Raw genomic sequence first — 16,342 nt, 5'->3', positions numbered from 1 at the left:
CGGAGGATTTCATTTTTGACCGCCATGAAACAGTGGACGGCGGCCACGGACGCATAGAGACCCGGAGCTATACAATAACCTCGGATATTGACTGGCTCCCCAACAAAGAGCAATGGATGGGATTAAAAAGCATTGGGATGGTGGAAAGCATCCGGGAAGTCAATGGCGAGGCCAGCAGGGAAAGGCGTTTATATATTACGAGCTTGGGGTGTGACGCCAAGAAATTTGGGGAGGCCGTTCGCAATCATTGGGGCATAGAAAATTCGGTCCATTGGGTCCTGGACATTGCATTCCGGGAGGATGAAAGCCGGATCAGGGCTGGGCACGCCCCTGAAAACTTGGCGGCGCTAAGACATATCGCCTTGAATTTGCTGAAAAAAGACAAATCCTTTAAAGGAAGTATAAAAACCAAGAGGCTGAACGCGGCAATGGACGTTGAGTATTTACAAGAGGTTGTGTTTTCATAAAATTCACTGAACACGAAACGCCACACGCGGATTCTTTACTTGCGTTGGCCCTGATTACGGCCAGGAGTGTGCTTTACTTTTTTCGGGCCTGGTGCTAAATTCTTGAAAATTTACGTTGCCCATCGGCCCCAAAGCCGGGAATATCCTGAATCGGAGGCGCTCAATGCAAACAAAACAAAAGGTGGTGATTGCTGAAGATCATAATATTCTCCGGGCCGGCCTGCGATCCTTGCTGGAGGACATGGAGGAGGTGGAGGTGACCGCGGAAGCCAGGGACGGCGTGGAGGCGATTCAATGCGTCCGGGAGCACCTTCCGGACCTGCTGCTTCTGGATCTTTCCATGCCGCGTTTAAATGGGCTGTCCGCTATCAACGAGATCAAAGCCAGCTATCCGGAGACCAAGATTCTGGTGCTTACGGTTCATAAAGCGGAGGATTACATCCTGGAATCCTTTCGCGCCGGCGCGGATGGGTATTGCCTTAAAGAAGCGGACAGAGCTGACCTTTTCGGAGCGATTCGCAATGTATTGGCCGGGAAGCGCTATCTTGACCCCGGCATAGCCGACCAGGTTTTGGAGGGCTTTATAGAAGGGAAGCAATCCTTAAAACAGCAGTCTTCCTGGGACACTGTCACCCAGCGGGAAAAGGAAGTGCTCAAACTGGTGGGGGAAGGCCGTAAAAACAAGGAAATCGGAGATATATTGTGCATCAGCGTAAAAACCGTGGAAAAGCACCGGGCTAATATCATGGAGAAACTCAACCTGCACAACGCCTCCGAGTTAACGGCCTACGCCATTAAAAAGGGATTGGTGGTCGAGGAGTAATTGCCTTCAAGTATTGATCCTAAGCCGCGAAACCGCTCCACTGGGCGACGATCCTCGTCCCCCGCCCCGGAGCAGATTCTATAAAGAGTTCTCCTCCCGAAAGGCTTACTCTTTCCCGGATGCTCGCCAGGCCCAGGCTTTTTGATTGCATTTTGTCCGACAAAACATCATCCGTATCCATGCCGATTCCATTATCCTCGACGCTCAACTTCCAGCCGTTATTCTCCGTCGAGGCCAGGTTGACGATTATTTTGTCCGCTTTTGAGTGAGAGGCGGCGTTATTCATGGCTTCCTGAACAACCCGATAGATGACAATGTGCAGAGGCGCGGGAATGTTTTCCGCATCTTTACTCACCTGATTCAGCACCTCATGTTGCGGGTGAACTTCCTCGTACTCCCGAAGCAGGGAATGCAAGCCGGGAACCAAGCCCAAATCTCGCAGGATTGTAGGCCAAAGGTCCCTGGAAAGCCTTCTGGCTTCATCAATGACGGATTTAAGCATTCCGATGCTTTTTTCAATGGCTTCAGCGGTTTGGCGATGGCTGGCGGCGTGGCCGTTACTAAAAACCCTTTCCAGGCTGAACTTCACGGCGGCCAACCCGGCGCCGATGGAATCGTGCACTTCCTGGGCCACGGCCTTTCGCTCGTTTTCCTGGACCTCGATGACCCTTTGGGACATTTCCTTTAACTTCCGTAAAAGCGATTCCAACTCCCGAGTTCTCTCGGCCACGCGGCGTTCCAGGTTTTCATTCGCCGCTTCCAAGGCGTTTTGGTTCAGGATCCGTTCCATGGCCAGGGCGGTTTGGTTAGCCACGGTTTTAATGATCGACTTGTCTTCGTAAGAAAAAAAAGCCCGGTCCCTGGCCCCAAACGCCAATGTACCTATTACCTGATCCCCCACCACTAAGGGGTGACAGCAATAGGCCTGGATCCCGTAGTCCTTTAGGGCGCTGGCCTTGGGATCCATGGAAGCCTTCAGGTTTTCCCCGAGAAAGGGCTCCCCCTGCAAAGCGACGCAGCCGCTCACGGACTCTCCATAATCCAGCCATTCTTGTTTTTTGGCCTGCTCCGCCGGAATTCCGCTGTAAGCATTGAGATGAAGCCTGTGAGACCTTTCGTGGGCCATGTAGTTGAAAAAGCAGGAGCAGGAAAGGTGCTGCATGACCTCCATACACATGTCCTCCACAGAGGCCTGAACGTCTTCAGAGGCTAACAGCCTCCCGGCGACGCTTGCCAGCAGCCTGAATCGCTTGGTGAGTCCGGCCAGTTTATCCAACACGATTTCCTGGGGCGTGACATCCAGGCTGATGCCTACCAGGCGCTCCAACTCCATGGCGCCGTTAAAAATTCCATAGGCGGACTCTTTGAGATAAACAATGTTGTTATCCGGTTTTATCCAGCCGTAGGTAATGGTGTAAGACGGGTTTTCGGGGCTAAGTCCTTTGATGGATTTTAATAATAGATTCCGGTCTTTGGGAACCACATAATCCCAGTATTCCTGCCCATCTTCCCGTGTTGCACTATCCGGCAATCCCAATATGACCTTGCATTCGGGAGATCGCTTCAACGCGTCTGTTCGGGGATTCCATTCAAAGCTGAATCCGGCGGCGGCCTGCAAGGCCAGGCCCAGATGCTGGTCTTTTTCATGCAAGGAGAGATGGGCCAGTTTCATGGACGTTATGTCCTGCACCGTGCCGAAAGCCCAATTGGAAACCCCGTTCGCATCTTGTTCCAAACCTCCTATTTCCCGCACCCACTTGATGGCGCCATCCACCACGATCCTATGTTCAACATCATAAGAATCGCCGGCCAGAGCAGCTTGCCATTTACTCGTGACGCGCTCCCTGTCATCAGGATGAACGGCCTCGAGAAAAATGTCATAGTTAATGGGTTCGTCGTCGGGGATGCCGAAAATGCGATAAGACTCCTTGGACCACTGCAAGGAATGAGTCTTCAGATTTAAACGCCAGCTTCCCACATGCGCAACGATCTGGGCTTGTTTCAGGTCTTCCTGAATCCGGCGCAAATCCACCTCGGTCCGCTTTTGGTCCGTAATATCCACGTAGGCGGACACGCCCCCCTCAACCTTGCCGTCCCTTCCTAACAAGGGCGTTGCATTGCCTTTAATCCATACCGACCCGCCGTCAGGCAGCCGCAATTCCATCTCTTCCCCCATCACCGGTTTTCCGGAATACACGGATCGTAGCAACGGCAAGTCTTCTGGGGAATATGGAGCGCCCATACTATCAAAGACATCGACTACCCCCGGGAAGCTGCTTTTCCTGCCAGCCGGGGAGACATTGGTTTCCGGAGAAACGGAGAGCAGATTGTTCGCCGCCTTGTTTCCCAAAATGACCCGGCACTCCGGATCATTCGTCCTCCATACCAGTGCGGGAACCGCCTCCAGGAGAGCCTCCAGGGTGTTCGCCCTTCTCCGGGCGCGGTTTCGGGCTTCCATCAACTGGAGCCCCAAGGACGCCAGGGAGGCGATTTGCCCTGCAAATTCCCGGTCGTCCTGCTCAAACGGCGGGCCTCCCCGGCGAACGGCGACAACCAGCCCGGACAAGGCCCCTTCTCTGTTTAATAATGCCGAAACCAATAGTGAGCAATCGGCGCCCTGGAAGAAATTTGTGCCGGGAAACAATGTCAACCCGTCCACCTCATCGCGGCCTAAAATGGTTGGGCCGTCCTTTAAATGCGTGGAAAAAAGGTCCTTTTGCTCCCACAAGGCGTCCAGACTGGCCTTGAGCGTGGGATTCAGCCCATTGGAGGACGCGGTGGATGTTAACAAGTTGCCGTTTGAGTCAGAGTATATGGCGCCGCATTCCTGGGCCTCGGAAAACTCACAGGCTGCAGCAGCCACGCTTTGCAAGAGAAGCTCGACAGTGTTTTGTCCAAGGATGTGCTTTGAAAGACTGAAGAGTTTGAGCGCCGCCGCGCTTCTGCGCTGTCTGGCCTGTATGGCTCTTTGGGCGCCGGTTTCATCCGAGTAAAGACAAACCACCTCTTGTGAGGGAATCTTAAAAGCCGTGTATTTTCGCCACACTGTGCGGCCTTGCAGGTCATGGGATATGGGGCCGAGCGTTGCCGTCTCATTGGTGCGCCACACCTGTTTTATGAGATCCTGAAGACCGCCTTTTCCATAGTGGGGAAAAACCTCCCCCACTGGTTTTCCGGTGACTTGCTCCCGTACCACGCCGTCAATGGATCCTCCGGCGCTGTTTATATCCATCAAGACGAATTTTTCTTGATCAGGCGAGAACTTGAATACAGCCGCTCCAAAATCCATGCGCCGGAACAGGCTGCGGAACCGGGCTTCGCTGGCCGCCAGTTCCTGTTGCTTGCGCTCCAGATCCCGGAAAGTCAGCGCCAGGGGATTTTCAAACGCCGTTCTGACTACAGCCCTGTATATGAGATAGAATGACAAGAGCTTAAAAAAATGGCCGGCGGCGTTGGCCAGTCCGTACACGTCATTGTATAGGGTGAAGGAAAGTTCGGCCAGGATGGAAAAACCCAGAGCAAGCAGGATCTGTTTTAGCGTCTTTAAGTCCAGGTCCATGCGGCTTTGGTATAGATACAAACCCGCGATAAGATACCCCAGACAAAAAATATACTCGCTGACAGTCTTGAAAGTTGTCAGGCCCTGGCCTTCCACATAGCAAACGGGGAATACCTGCAGAAAAAAAATAGAGTAGCACAGCGCCAAGGTTAATGCGCCGAAAGCCGTAAGCGCAGTGGGCAGATTAATCCTCCGGGCTATAAAAAAAGGAGCGGAGACCAAGACAAGCACTTCAACAAAACGGGCGCTCACCCAAAGTTGGGTGGCGATATTGGGTCCGCTGAGCTGCAACACATTCATGCCCTTGTAGGCCATCATGTGCAGCATGGTGAATATGCCCACATACAAATACCCGGAAGCCAACACAGTAAAATAGCCGCCTCCTGCGTGCTGCCTGGTGTTCAAGCCTACCAGAAAAATCGCCCAGCATACCACCGTACAGAAAATCTCTACGGCGGAATGGAACAGCAGATAATGCCATTGCCCCAAAGCGAAAAACATGGCCAGCAGGGCCGCTTCAATAATAACAGTCTGCACCTGGGTGGTTTTTTCAGGACTTTTCTCCACGCGAACCATTCCTTATGGACTTTACGATGATAGCGTTGTTGCTACGATGCCAGCGTTGTTGCTTTAAAAACAGTAAATGAAATTCTTATAGGACAAACTCGTTTCATGGATATGCAGTCATCTTGAAGTGCATGAATTATCCAATGTTTTTCGTCGAAAAATCAAGCCTTCCTGATTAATATCGCACAAAAAGCACCATCCTAACAAACCGCTCCCATGATTTGATCCCTGCGTTCGGCGTCTACACAACACGCCAAAATTGCTGATTGCTAATCGTTTGCCATGGGGGCTTAAGACGCCCGGGAACGCCGAGGGGCCGCGTCCGGCCATTCCCGGGCCGCCGGCGATCAGGCGTCTGTTTTTTTAAAGGCGCTCTTGGGGAAAAAGCAATATGGGCAGGATTCCGGCGCCTCGTCGCCGTAATGGACATGCCCGCACATGCGGCATCTCCAAACCCCGGCTTCCGGGGAATAATCCTCTCCGGAAGCGTCGTGGAGCGGCAAGTCTTCCAACGGGGGCATTACCGGCTGGTAATTCGTCAGTACATGCCCGCCAAGCACTAAGCGCTGCACCTCGCTGGTGCCTTCATAAATCCGGAACAACCGGGTGTCTCGAAACAGCTTTTCGATGGGGTATAAACGGGTGTAGCCGTAGCCGCCGAATATTTGCAAGGCCTGATCCACCACTTCCATGGCCGCTTCGCTGGCGTACATTTTGGCTATGGAAGCCGAGATGCCGGGATCCAACCCCTGGTCCGCCTCCCAGGCGGCTTTCCAGGCAAGCAGCCGGGAGGTTTCCACCTTTTGAAACATTTCCGCAAATTTAAACTGAATGGACTGGAACCCGGCCAGCTTCCCGCCAAAGGCCTTGCGCCTTTTCGCAAAATCGAGCGCATACTCCATGGCGGACCGCGCCGCGCCCACCGCAAAGGCTGCAATGGCCGGGCGAGTGCGGGAAAAAGTCTGCATGGCAAGGACGAATCCCTTGCCCGGAGGCGCCAGCATGTTCTTTTTGGGGACGCGCACATCCTCAAAATGAATCCCTACGGTGTCGGAGCAGCGTTGGCCGATTTTGGGAATGCGGGCGCCTCTGGAGACTCCTTTTTGATCCAGATCCACAAAAAAGGCGCAAACGCCTTTATGAGCGGAATCCGGGTCCGTGGTGGCGAATACGCTCATATAATCGGCGATCCCTCCGTTGGTGATCCAATATTTGGTTCCGTTCAGCACATAGTCGTCTCCGTCCTCCTCGGCCCTGCAGCGCAGGGAGGATACATCAGACCCCATGGTGGGTTCGGACGTTCCAAAACAGACCAGTTTGTTCTCCTCGGTGATTTTAGGGAGAACTTCCTTTTTCAGATTGTCGTTTTCCGACAAGAGCAACGGGGCGAGGCCCAAGGAACTGTCAAAAATGGAGGTCGCGATGCCCGGGCAGGCGGCCGCGATCTCTTCGATGGCCAGGATCCCTTCTAATAAGGATCGTCCTTTCCCGCCGTACTCCGCGGGTATGTCTCCGCCGGATAGCCCCGCTTCCATGGCTTTTTTGATCAAATCGACCGGCGTGTCGTCCTTGGAGTCATACAGCCAGGCGACAGGCGCCACTTCCTTTAAGGCGAATTCACGGGCTTGTTCTCTCACCTGTTCTTGTTCCTGAGACAATGAAAAATTTAACATACCTTCTCCTTGTCCGGCCCTGGAAGACATAAGCAGCCGGGCTTATAAGCAAAGAAAAATGCTTGTTTTTGCATGAAATCCATCATCACCCATCAAGGCTCTTTTAAAAATGCCGCTCCTCCCCATGCTCCCAGGATTGGACGGCCAAATGGTAATAGCCGGCGGGCGCTTCGCTGTGGAGGTATCGCCGCTTTAAAACGCCCAGGGAGCGGTCAGGCTTGTTTTTCAACAAGGAGCGCAACTCCTTGTTATTTCCAAGTCTCAGAACGCTGTATGCAATAATCCCGGCCAACAGGATTAACAGAATCGTATTCATGAACGCCTCCTTGTGATTTTTGTTTTCCTGGTCAGAATATGGGAAGGCCTGCTCTCAAACAATAGGGTCAATCCCCCATCTTCTCCCCGCCTCCCTGGTATTCGGCGCAGGATACGGCGTTTTTTCTCCCCGAATGGGGGGATTGCCCCATGGAGAAGAAAAAACGCCTGATCTACACTCCTCCCAAGACCATTTACAGGCGCCTCTGTTCATGTTTGCGGTTTCTGCAGAGACAGCCGCCCGGCAAAAAATATAAAAATGGAGAAATACAATGATCTACATGCATCCGTTCTTCCAGGCTTTGATGTTCGTCTTGGCCCTCTACGCTTTGTTTCTGGCTGTTCCTCGTTTTCTCGCTTTGCATACGGGCAGGGTGAAAGCCTTTTCGCGCAAACGTCATGCATTGGCAGGGGGGGCGGCTTTCGCCGGCGCCCTTTCCGGGATGTTGGGCGGAGGAGTCATGACGCGGCTTTTGGACCTGGAACCATACGTAGGCGGCAACCATGAAAATCTGGCCGGGATAATGGCGGCGCTCATGATCCTGGGCATGGCTTCCGGGCTGTACCTGTACTTCAAACCCCGAAAGCGAAAAGCGCTGCCGGCCGCGCACGGACTGATTAACCTTTTTATATTATTCCTGTTTTTGTTCCAGGCATACACCGGGTTGGGGATTCTTAACCGGATATCGCAGGGCGGCTGATATGCCGTTTTATTCAAGCCTGATTCTAACAGATACATGCCTGAGAAAGCGGGATTGGGGGTTTGCCCCTATAGCCGGGACTTGGAAAGCAAGATACACTTTGCTGCAAATAACGGAGAGGTAAAGGGCATGCAAACTCTTTTGATTGTAGAAGACAACGCTGCATTTAGACAGATTATTCGGGAGGCCATGGAAGCCGCCATCCCCGAAGCCAGGATTATTGAGGCCCAAGACGGAAAGACGGCCCAAGACGCTTTTGCAAGGGAAAAGCCTAAAGCCGTCTTTGTGGACTTGAACATCCCCTCTCCCTCCGGCTTCATGGTTATAAACTGGATCAAGGCCAAGGACCCAAACTGCCTGGTGGTGGTCCTTTCGAATCACGACGGGGAGGAGTATCGGGAAGCTTCGGAGTCTTATGGAGCCGACCATTTTATATCAAAGGACGACATTGTCCTTAAAGAGTTGAAGGAATTGGTAATTAACCAATTTAAGGAGACGGGAAAATGAATTCAATGACCGCATTGTCCGTGGATGGAGACGACTTCTTCTTTAGCCAGGACGGCAAAATCGACGTCGAGAACGCCATCCTCACCCTGACCGGGCGAGAGGATGTCGGACATTTAATGGATGACATCAAAAGAGACCCGGCAATCATGGACAAGTGTGAGCAGGCGGCTATGGACGGGGGAGCGCGCATCCTTGCCGATTCCTCGGCCTGGGAGGAAATTTTTCACCAGGTTTTTATTAAACTGACTGACGCCGCCTGAAAGGGCTTTGCAATCAAGGATCGCCGGTTTTTGGATCCCCAATGCAAGGAGTTTAAAAAATCTTGCAGGAAATCAAAATCCGGCGGGAAAGGAGTATCTCATGGAAAAAAAAGACGCCTATGTGGTTAAAATGCAGGCAAAATTGGATGAATGGAGCGCGGATATCGATCGGTTGGAGGCCAAGGCTAAAAACGCCAAGGCTGACGCTCAGATCAACTATCGCGAACAAATCGAAGAACTCCAGGCGCGTCGCAAACTAGCTCGTGAGCGGCTTATGAAAATGCGGGAATCAGGAACCGACGCCTGGGCGGATTTGAAAACCGGGTTTGAGCAGGCCGTTGACTCCCTGGGCGACGCCATCAAGGCGGCAAAGTCCCGGTTTTAGCACTGCAAACGCCCCTTGATGATCATGCGCCGCATTTTTTATAAACAGGAGGTTGCTGTGAAAAATTATAGACTCATTACGGCTTTGACGGCGGTAATGCTCCTTTGCTTCGGAGGGCTTATGCAAGCCTCTGCCGAGGACGTCTCCGCCAAAGACGTTAAGCAAGAGACCAAGGAACTGCTTGAAACCTTGAAGGGGTATAGCGCGGAACAAAAGGACGAGGCTGTCAAGAAAACCCAAAAAGCGCTCAAGGCGTTTGACGAACGTATGGAGCGCCTGGAGAACAGGATCGACGAAGAATGGGAATCCATGGACCAGTCCGCCCGTAAAAACGCCAGGGCCGTCCAACGAGAGTTAAGGCGGCAACGCCTCAAGGTTGCGGAGTGGTACGGAAGCCTTAAAAACAGCTCCGTTCTCGCCTGGGATCACATGAAAGAGGGATTTTCCAAATCCTACCAGTCTCTTTCGGACGCCTGGGAGGATGCCTCGAACGAGTTTGATTAGGCTTATTTCAGGCCCGTAAAAATGTAATTGCTAACACGTAAAGGGCGGCCCTTGTGGGCCGCCCTTTGTTTCAGGTTTACATCATCCAAAGACACCGTTCGCCAATCCTTTCGGTTCATGGCGCCATAGGCAATGAACGCCGACCGGATTTTGCTCCGATCAAGCCCTTCCTTTTCAAAAAGATTATAACAATCAAAAAGGTCCCTGGCCTGACGTCGCGCAAATAAGGCCGCCAGTTTGCCAGCGAGTATTTCATGTATGTCCAAAAGCGGAATATCATGGGCGGCCCATGCCCCTATATTTTTGGATTCACTGCTGACCACCGGCCAAAGAGGGACGCAAAACATAAAATTCAGGTCCACTTCAATATTGCCGGGTTGTCCTAATGCCCCCTGGCGCCCCAATATCCACTTGCCCCGGGCATGATCCTCGGGCATTCGTTTAACTGTATAACCAACCCTGGCGAATACTATGGAATGGTATTGCGATGAATTAATTCAATGTGTTGATTTTATGATATATTTGGCGTGAAAATTTTTGGGGCGCCATCTGCTGCGGCGTCCAATCCGCACCCAAGCAGCGCCCTGAAAACACAAAACCCCTGCAAGATGCTGACCTTACAAGGGATTTTGATTTTGTGGCGCCGAAGGGGAGAGACGTTGAATCCCTTATGAAAACGGTATGTTACTAATTTATTTGCGTTTTTTCTTACCCATTTGAAACTTTTTGTACATTTTTGGCCGCACAATCGCAATCTGTTTAAGATTTTAAAATTTTGTTTCGCCTCCGGCTTTGGATAGCGCTGTAGCGATTTCTGCACGATTTTATAGTTTGCAAGGACCGTTGAATGCCGCGCATTGTTTTCTACAAGTTAAGCCCATCATTCTTCTTCGATTTCATAACCGATAGCAAGATAACCACGACGGCGCCTTTCATACATTTTTGCCATCATTGGGACATCCAAATCTGCGTAATCATAAATCACCACCTCCTTTTTCATATCATTGAGCCTATGAAGTCGTCCCGCATATTGAGCCACAGTTCCTCGCCATGAGACAGGGAGCGTGAGAAACAGCGTGTCAAGGCGGGAATCGTCAAAACCCTCGCCCAGGTATTTTCCCGTAGCTATGATAACCCGCTCCCCTTCTTCTCCAATCGAGGCTATTCTATCTGATATGGCAACCCGCTGCTTTTTTCCCATACCGCCTTTTAAAGCAATAACATGCTGTACCTGGTTTTCAATCAGGTCCATAAAAATTTGCAGATGTTCTTTTCGTTCGGTCAAAACAACAGGTGATCTGCCTTCTTTAATTGCGTCCAACAGGTCTTTCAAGATCAGCATATTGCGCTGTTCATCCTTCATCAATGCAGTATAGTAGTCGTGAATGGTCGGGTCTGCATCCCCGTGAAGCGGCGATTTCATTTGGAAGCCGGTTGGGCGCATAACCACCTTGTGTCCAAACGGCCGTTTTTCAGCTTGTTTGCGGTCATCGACACGGTATCGAACTGGACCGCATTGCATAAAAATGATGGGATGATGTCCATCCTTTCGGGTGACAGTCGCTGACAATCCGGTAACAAACTTAGCCTTGGCCTGCTTGGTAACGTTTTCAAAACTTCTGGCTGAAATGTGGTGGCATTCATCAACAATGAGGTGTCCATATTCGCCCACAATATCGTCGACAACATCCTTTTTACTCAGACTTTGTACAAGGGCAACGTCGATTTTACCGGTGGGCTTTCGTTTGCCGCCTCCAATCTGACCTATGTCTCCTGCATCGACATTGAGAAATCCGCCTAAGCGGGCCACCCACTGGTCAAGAATTTGTCGGCGATGAACAAGAATAAGCGTATTCACATTTCTTACGGCAATCATGTAAATTGCAATAACGGTTTTTCCAAATGCGGTTGAGGCTGAAAGGACCCCGGTATCATGCTCCAGCATGGATTGTGCAGCCATTTTCTGCTCCGGACGCAGGACCCCGGAAAACTCTATGTTTAGCGGGCTTCCCTCATTCCGCTCTTCTTTAATCTCAACTTCAATTTTCAAGGATTCCAAAAGACCCATAACGTCTTCTATCGAACCTCTTGGGATGCCTATATGTTTGGAAAAATTCTCAGCGCAACCTATTATTCTTGGTTTGTCAAAGGTTGGAAACCGCATCGCCTGAGCCTTATAAAACTCCGGGTTCTGGAAAGCCGGTATTCTTATCAAGGCGTTTTGCAAGGAAGGGGACAGGTCCTCTTTGGGCACGAAAAGCTGGTTTCCCATCACCAATGTGATTTTTTTAGGAAAGGGGCCTTTTATCTGCGCCTTTTTTCGTTTGCGGGAAGGGGGCGCCGTCCAGGGTTTGTCATCATCTTCATCCGTAAGAACCATTCGCACTCCAACAATTGATCCCTTGCGAACCGCCTCATCAACCACAGCCTCAACTTCGGCTTTGTTCATTCGACGAATTGAAGATAGGTACGCCCATTGATCAATATGCGGAATGAAATTGGCATCAAGAAATACACTATTTCCCATTTCTCGGGGCTTTTTTTGAAGAGGAAGGGCAATCAGGTTCCCAAAACCGCCTTTGGGCATGGTGTCCTGATTAGGAAAGAAACGGTCATAAGAGTCAAAGCCAATTTCAGGCCGATTCTCCATCGTTTCCGTTAGGATAAAAGAGCCCATTTTGCGGGCTATAGTCGCTGGCGTCGGCTCTGAAAAGAAAATCCAAACATGGCCGCCATTGCCTGATCTGGAACGCTCAAGATAGGCTGGAATGCTGTGGGTTTTGCACGTGTCAAGAAAAGCAGCGGCGTCTTCAAGCCAAATGGCTTTATCGAAATCAGCAGCAAGAAAGTAGCATGTTTCATCCTGCAGAAGAGGGTAAATGCCTATTGTAAAATCACGATTCGACCTCGTGTTCGGATTATTTCCCAGGAGATGGTTGCGAATGACCAAGTCTGTAACTGGAAAAAATTCTCGTGCATTGCAGTTGGCGCAGTTGATTTTTGGCTTGCCGCATTTTCCTTTTACCCATTCATTGCCACTGCTGTCCAAAATAATTCAAAAGCCGGGTTAGCAGGGGTGTGATTTCAAAGGGTTAGATCCCGATTTTAGATCTTTCCCTGGCAAGGTTGTCTTTTTCAGCCCTTGCTGCTGTCCAATACCTCAAAACGGAAGTCCATATTGGACAGGCGGAGGCGGAGGAGGCGGCGTGTCAAATGGCTCATCTATCCATGTCCATAAGTCTCTGTAAGTAAAAAGGTTCCAACGCATAAAGGCCACCAGATTCGATAAGGACCAGTTCATACGCGATTTAAATTGCAGGAACTTGATCAAAAGCATAGCTGTCAATGCTGTCCAAATCTGGATTTTCATGGCGTTTTCGCTGGTTCCCACAAAAGTCTTGATCCTGAGGTTCTGTTTCAGGGCCTTGAAAAAAAGTTCGATTTGCCACCGGTCTTTGTAAATTGCGGCAATGGTCGTAGCTCCAAAATCCAGATGGTTGGTCAGAAGCACGATTTCACGGTCATGCTCCGGGTCCCAAACCACCACCCTTCGCAGCAGGCAGTCGCATTGGCTTTGGGCGGAGCCGCCGGTCAGAAAAATGCGCTGGTCCGATAGGATGTTCCTGTTTTTGGGAACCTCAACCTCCCGTAAAACCGAATACTTTGCATTGTTTTTAAGGCGCGTAACAAAAAAGATATCCTGTTCGCTCCAGTGATCGTATAGCTTGTAGTCTGTATAGCCCTTGTCCATCGCAATGATCGATCCGGGGGAGAGAACCAGTCGCCGGGCCACCGTGATGTCCGCGGTTTTACCGTCTGAAATATGCACGAAGCAGGGAAGATACCCGTCGTGGTCCAGAAGCATGTGGATTTTGACCGCTCCTTTGGTCTGCCGGTATTTGGCCCAGGGAAACAGGCTCAAACAAAGAGAGACAGTCGTGGAGTCCAGGCTCAGCAGCTTGTTTTTGAAACGGAATTTATGTTTGCCCAGCCCCATTTGTCGGCACAGGCCAAGAGTTTCATAAAAAATGTCCTGAAACAGCTCCCAACTCCTATGGTTGTTGGCGTAGGAAAGGGTGGATTTGTTCGGGGCGCTTTTCATGCCTAAGTGGCGGAGTTTTCCAAGGCAGCAGGCCAGACCGCCGCTGATCTCCCGGAGGCTTTTCGCTTGGGCCATCTGGCTAAACAACATAGCCACAAAATGATCCCAGGACTTGAAACCCTTGGAGTACTTTTCGGTTCCATGGCGGTTTACCAGAGCTTGAAAACGGGACTTATCAAAGAACGAAGTGAGTTGACTGAATAGGCTTGCGTGGCGTACTGTCATGATGTCCTCCTTGGTTTTTGCGATGTTTTTTTCTTGGTCGTTAAAAACATCAAACCAACCATGGAGGACAATTTCAAGCCTTTCTATTCTATGGGAGCCTCAACTCGTCATTCGCCATTATTCAAAAATCCGATTTTGGACAGATGTGATTCATTGCGACATGCCGGCTGATAACCGCTTTTTCCGGTTCTGGAGCTTTCAAATCTTCGGGGATAGACATCTGTCCTTCCTCTAAAAAGAGATAGAAAAAGAGCAATTTTATCCGCCTCAGGAGAATGTTTGGTGATTTCAAGAACGGCGCTGGCGGGAAATATTTCAGAAGCACTCGGCTTGCATGAATCTTTTAACAAATTTAATTGATTGAGTTTTTCGAGTACTTTATTGCGCTTGGCCTCCAGTTTCGCTAATTCAGATTCTGCTTTAGCGATCGCTTTGTCTATGTCAAAAATTTCCATGTTCAGGGATTTTTCACCCTCCGTCTTATTGGGCATCAAGACCAACTGGTTAAGTCTGACTATTTACAATACTCCCTGTTAGTTCTGCGCTATCACCGCAGGGCTTCACTCCAACTTTTTGTATTTTCGAACATTCAACGCCTTCCATGCCAGCAGGGGATGCTCCTGTATTCTGTACCGGAGGGCTGGGTCATCCGTGATCAAGGCTGGTAGGAGTTCTCCGCTGTCTAATAGTCTGTCCAGAAACTCTTTTTCTGAATCTGAAAATGGAAAAAGAAAGCCCAAGGCTGTTTTGGTTTCTGAGACCAGCCGCTCCCCGAGGTTGTTCGGGTTCCCAACGCCCTGCATAGGATTTGTCCGCAGGGTGGGCGTCAGGTGCTGGGCCAATTCCCTGGCGTCAAAATTTACATCATCCAATGACACAGTTCGCCAATCCTTACGATTCATGGCGCCATAGGCTATAAATGCTGACCGGATTTTGTTCTGATCCAGCCCTTCCTTTTCAAACAGTTCGTAACAGTCAAAAAGGTCCCTGGCCTGGCGTCGTGCAAATAAGGCCGCCAGTTTGCCAGCGGCTATTTCATGTATGTCTAAAAGCGGAATGTCGTGAGCAACCCATGACCCTACGCTTTTGGATTCTCCGTTGACCACGGGCCAAAGAGGGAGGCGAAACATAAAATTCAGGTCCACCTCAAGATTTCCGTGTTGTCCGAAAGCTCCTTGGTACCCCAATATCCACTTGCCCCCGGCATGGTCCTCCGGCATGCGTTTGACCGTAAAACCCTCCCTGGCGAATACTGCGGTTAACGCCTGTTCCACTTTGGGCCTGTCTTTGATCATTTCATCCCGGTTAGCCTGGGCCACGTAATTCAGGTCTATATCAATGGACAACCGCGGTACATCCAGAAAAAACAGATTCAGTGCGGTTCCGCCTTTGAGAGCCAGCTTGCCTTTCAGAAACGGATGATTCTGAAACGACGATAAAAGGTGCAGGAGATGGGCGACCTTTTCAAGGAGATCAGGTCGAAATCCTGTGCGCTCAGACTCGAGCATTAGTTTTTCAGGAGATAGTTTCATATTATTTCATCCCAAACTTGGTGAATGATTTCCTTGGGAACCATTATGTTCCAATTTTTAACGAGGACTCCGTTTTTTCTGTTTTTCCGATCAAGATAATGGGGCTGCACAGGTTGTTCTTTTTTTAAAGATTGGAGATGTTTTTCTTCAACCATCAGAGCGTCGCGGTGTTGCTCCAGAAAGAAGCCAACCTTGGCAGCGGTGGTTGCATTTTTCAACAGAAGAGCATACTCGACTACGGTATCCAAGTTGAAATATTCAACCAGTTCCAAAGACCGCCATATTTCCTCCCAGGAGCCGCCAAGATTGGGGCGATCAAGGATATCCACCAAGGTGCGCTCCAGGCTTGTAACATGCAGGGAGACCCCCATTCGTTCTGCGGTTTCCACCCCGAATGACTCCTGGGCCTTGTCGATTAAAGCCTTCGGCGCAGGTGTACACCTGAACTCGTAACCGCGAAAATGCAGCGGGACGGATTGTTTTTCCGAAAGATACACAAACCGGTTTGTTGCGGAATAAGCGCTTCCATGAAACTCAAGGGCGGTGTGATAAGCCAAAACCGCATCATTGGTCATCTTACCTGCAAGAAGGAAGGGATCAACGGGAGCGGAATCCGGAGTCATCCCAAGGGGGATGACGGCGTGCAATCCCCGGCGAACTGCGATCAGCCGCCCCTGTTTCCGGTAATACGCCAAGATAGCGTTGCGATTTTTGGGGTTGAA

General features: G+C 50.6%; 16 protein-coding genes. 7 read left to right on the top strand and 9 right to left on the bottom strand.

Annotated elements, in window-relative coordinates; genetic code table 11:
- Both BUE18_RS14555 and BUE18_RS14550 read left to right on the top strand, forming a co-directional pair.
- Positions 1–467: ISAs1 family transposase (locus tag BUE18_RS14555; RefSeq protein ID WP_139264752.1), on the top strand; the 467-nt coding region annotated here is incomplete at its 5' end.
- Between the two features lie 163 nt (positions 468–630).
- Complete coding sequence (locus tag BUE18_RS14550) at positions 631–1,290, top strand: response regulator (RefSeq protein ID WP_073476839.1); 660 nt, start codon at positions 631–633, stop codon at positions 1,288–1,290.
- A 19-nt stretch (positions 1,291–1,309) separates the two neighbouring features.
- On the opposite strand, the gene BUE18_RS14545 is transcribed toward BUE18_RS14550, so the two are convergent.
- The 3 genes from BUE18_RS14545 to BUE18_RS14535 form a co-directional block, all read right to left on the bottom strand.
- Positions 1,310–5,416 carry an MASE3 domain-containing protein gene (locus BUE18_RS14545; RefSeq protein ID WP_073476838.1) on the bottom strand — a complete coding sequence of 1,369 codons (4,107 nt, stop codon included), beginning with the start codon at positions 5,414–5,416 and terminating at the stop codon, positions 1,310–1,312.
- Positions 5,417–5,763: 347 nt separating this feature from the next.
- Entirely contained in the window at positions 5,764–7,089 is a 1,326-nt protein-coding gene (locus BUE18_RS14540) for an acyl-CoA dehydrogenase family protein (protein WP_073476837.1), read from the bottom strand.
- 103 nt (positions 7,090–7,192) lie between these two features.
- Positions 7,193–7,405, bottom strand: coding sequence for a hypothetical protein (locus BUE18_RS14535; protein ID WP_073476836.1), 213 nt, complete (start codon positions 7,403–7,405; stop codon positions 7,193–7,195).
- Between the two features lie 271 nt (positions 7,406–7,676).
- Between BUE18_RS14535 and BUE18_RS14530 the strand changes: the two genes are divergently transcribed.
- From BUE18_RS14530 to BUE18_RS14510, 5 genes are all read left to right on the top strand, one after another.
- The gene (locus BUE18_RS14530; RefSeq protein WP_073476835.1) at positions 7,677–8,105 is read left to right on the top strand and encodes a DUF4079 family protein; all 429 of its coding nucleotides are present in this window, start codon (positions 7,677–7,679) and stop codon (positions 8,103–8,105) included.
- Positions 8,106–8,234: 129 nt separating this feature from the next.
- Positions 8,235–8,612 (top strand): response regulator transcription factor, encoded by a 378-nt coding sequence (locus tag BUE18_RS14525; protein ID WP_073476834.1) that lies wholly within the window; start codon positions 8,235–8,237, stop codon positions 8,610–8,612.
- On the top strand, positions 8,609–8,872 hold the full coding sequence (locus tag BUE18_RS14520; RefSeq protein WP_073476833.1) for a hypothetical protein: 264 nt from the start codon (positions 8,609–8,611) through the stop codon (positions 8,870–8,872). The genes BUE18_RS14525 and BUE18_RS14520 overlap by 4 nt, the downstream gene beginning before the upstream one ends.
- A gap of 100 nt (positions 8,873–8,972) precedes the next feature.
- Positions 8,973–9,257 carry a sll1863 family stress response protein gene (locus BUE18_RS14515; RefSeq protein WP_073476832.1) on the top strand — a complete coding sequence of 95 codons (285 nt, stop codon included), beginning with the start codon at positions 8,973–8,975 and terminating at the stop codon, positions 9,255–9,257.
- A gap of 57 nt (positions 9,258–9,314) precedes the next feature.
- Entirely contained in the window at positions 9,315–9,761 is a 447-nt protein-coding gene (locus BUE18_RS14510; RefSeq protein WP_139264751.1) for a hypothetical protein, read from the top strand.
- A gap of 2 nt (positions 9,762–9,763) precedes the next feature.
- Here the strand turns inward: BUE18_RS14510 and BUE18_RS28780 are convergent, their stop codons facing one another.
- The 6 genes from BUE18_RS28780 to BUE18_RS14475 form a co-directional block, all read right to left on the bottom strand.
- Positions 9,764–10,198, bottom strand: coding sequence for a nucleotidyl transferase AbiEii/AbiGii toxin family protein (locus BUE18_RS28780; protein WP_073476831.1), 435 nt, complete (start codon positions 10,196–10,198; stop codon positions 9,764–9,766).
- Positions 10,199–10,641: 443 nt separating this feature from the next.
- Entirely contained in the window at positions 10,642–12,810 is a 2,169-nt protein-coding gene (locus BUE18_RS14500; RefSeq protein WP_211482813.1) for a TOTE conflict system archaeo-eukaryotic primase domain-containing protein, read from the bottom strand.
- Positions 12,811–12,921: 111 nt separating this feature from the next.
- The gene (locus BUE18_RS14490; RefSeq protein ID WP_073476828.1) at positions 12,922–14,088 is read right to left on the bottom strand and encodes an IS4 family transposase; all 1,167 of its coding nucleotides are present in this window, start codon (positions 14,086–14,088) and stop codon (positions 12,922–12,924) included.
- Between the two features lie 107 nt (positions 14,089–14,195).
- Positions 14,196–14,543, bottom strand: a complete 348-nt coding sequence (locus BUE18_RS14485) for a TOTE conflict system archaeo-eukaryotic primase domain-containing protein (protein ID WP_139264750.1) — start codon at positions 14,541–14,543, stop codon at positions 14,196–14,198.
- 105 nt (positions 14,544–14,648) lie between these two features.
- Positions 14,649–15,620 (bottom strand): nucleotidyl transferase AbiEii/AbiGii toxin family protein, encoded by a 972-nt coding sequence (locus tag BUE18_RS14480; protein ID WP_073476826.1) that lies wholly within the window; start codon positions 15,618–15,620, stop codon positions 14,649–14,651.
- Positions 15,617–16,267 carry a type IV toxin-antitoxin system AbiEi family antitoxin domain-containing protein gene (locus BUE18_RS14475; RefSeq protein ID WP_211482812.1) on the bottom strand — a complete coding sequence of 217 codons (651 nt, stop codon included), beginning with the start codon at positions 16,265–16,267 and terminating at the stop codon, positions 15,617–15,619. The genes BUE18_RS14480 and BUE18_RS14475 overlap by 4 nt, the downstream gene beginning before the upstream one ends.
- Positions 16,268–16,342 lie beyond the last annotated feature (75 nt).

Origin of the sequence: Desulfatibacillum alkenivorans DSM 16219 (assembly GCF_900142135.1) — a bacterium.
GTDB classification, from domain to species: Bacteria; Desulfobacterota; Desulfobacteria; order Desulfobacterales; family Desulfatibacillaceae; genus Desulfatibacillum; species Desulfatibacillum alkenivorans.
The sequence above is the reverse complement of the archived record's forward strand: the minus strand, read 5'-3'. Positions and strand labels throughout refer to the sequence as shown.

What these genes read in the sequence shown, in the direction of transcription:
- BUE18_RS14550 (WP_073476839.1), top strand. Translation starts at nt 631, where the DNA reads ATGCAAACAAAACAAAAGGTGGTGATTGCTGAAGATCATAATATTCTC.
- BUE18_RS14540 (WP_073476837.1), bottom strand. Translation starts at nt 7,089, where the DNA reads ATGTTAAATTTTTCATTGTCTCAGGAACAAGAACAGGTGAGAGAACAA.
- BUE18_RS14535 (WP_073476836.1), bottom strand. Translation starts at nt 7,405, where the DNA reads ATGAATACGATTCTGTTAATCCTGTTGGCCGGGATTATTGCATACAGC.
- BUE18_RS14530 (WP_073476835.1), top strand. Translation starts at nt 7,677, where the DNA reads ATGATCTACATGCATCCGTTCTTCCAGGCTTTGATGTTCGTCTTGGCC.
- BUE18_RS14525 (WP_073476834.1), top strand. Translation starts at nt 8,235, where the DNA reads ATGCAAACTCTTTTGATTGTAGAAGACAACGCTGCATTTAGACAGATT.
- BUE18_RS14520 (WP_073476833.1), top strand. Translation starts at nt 8,609, where the DNA reads ATGAATTCAATGACCGCATTGTCCGTGGATGGAGACGACTTCTTCTTT.
- BUE18_RS14515 (WP_073476832.1), top strand. Translation starts at nt 8,973, where the DNA reads ATGGAAAAAAAAGACGCCTATGTGGTTAAAATGCAGGCAAAATTGGAT.
- BUE18_RS28780 (WP_073476831.1), bottom strand. Translation starts at nt 10,198, where the DNA reads ATGCCCGAGGATCATGCCCGGGGCAAGTGGATATTGGGGCGCCAGGGG.
- BUE18_RS14490 (WP_073476828.1), bottom strand. Translation starts at nt 14,088, where the DNA reads ATGACAGTACGCCACGCAAGCCTATTCAGTCAACTCACTTCGTTCTTT.
- BUE18_RS14485 (WP_139264750.1), bottom strand. Translation starts at nt 14,543, where the DNA reads ATGGAAATTTTTGACATAGACAAAGCGATCGCTAAAGCAGAATCTGAA.
- BUE18_RS14480 (WP_073476826.1), bottom strand. Translation starts at nt 15,620, where the DNA reads ATGAAACTATCTCCTGAAAAACTAATGCTCGAGTCTGAGCGCACAGGA.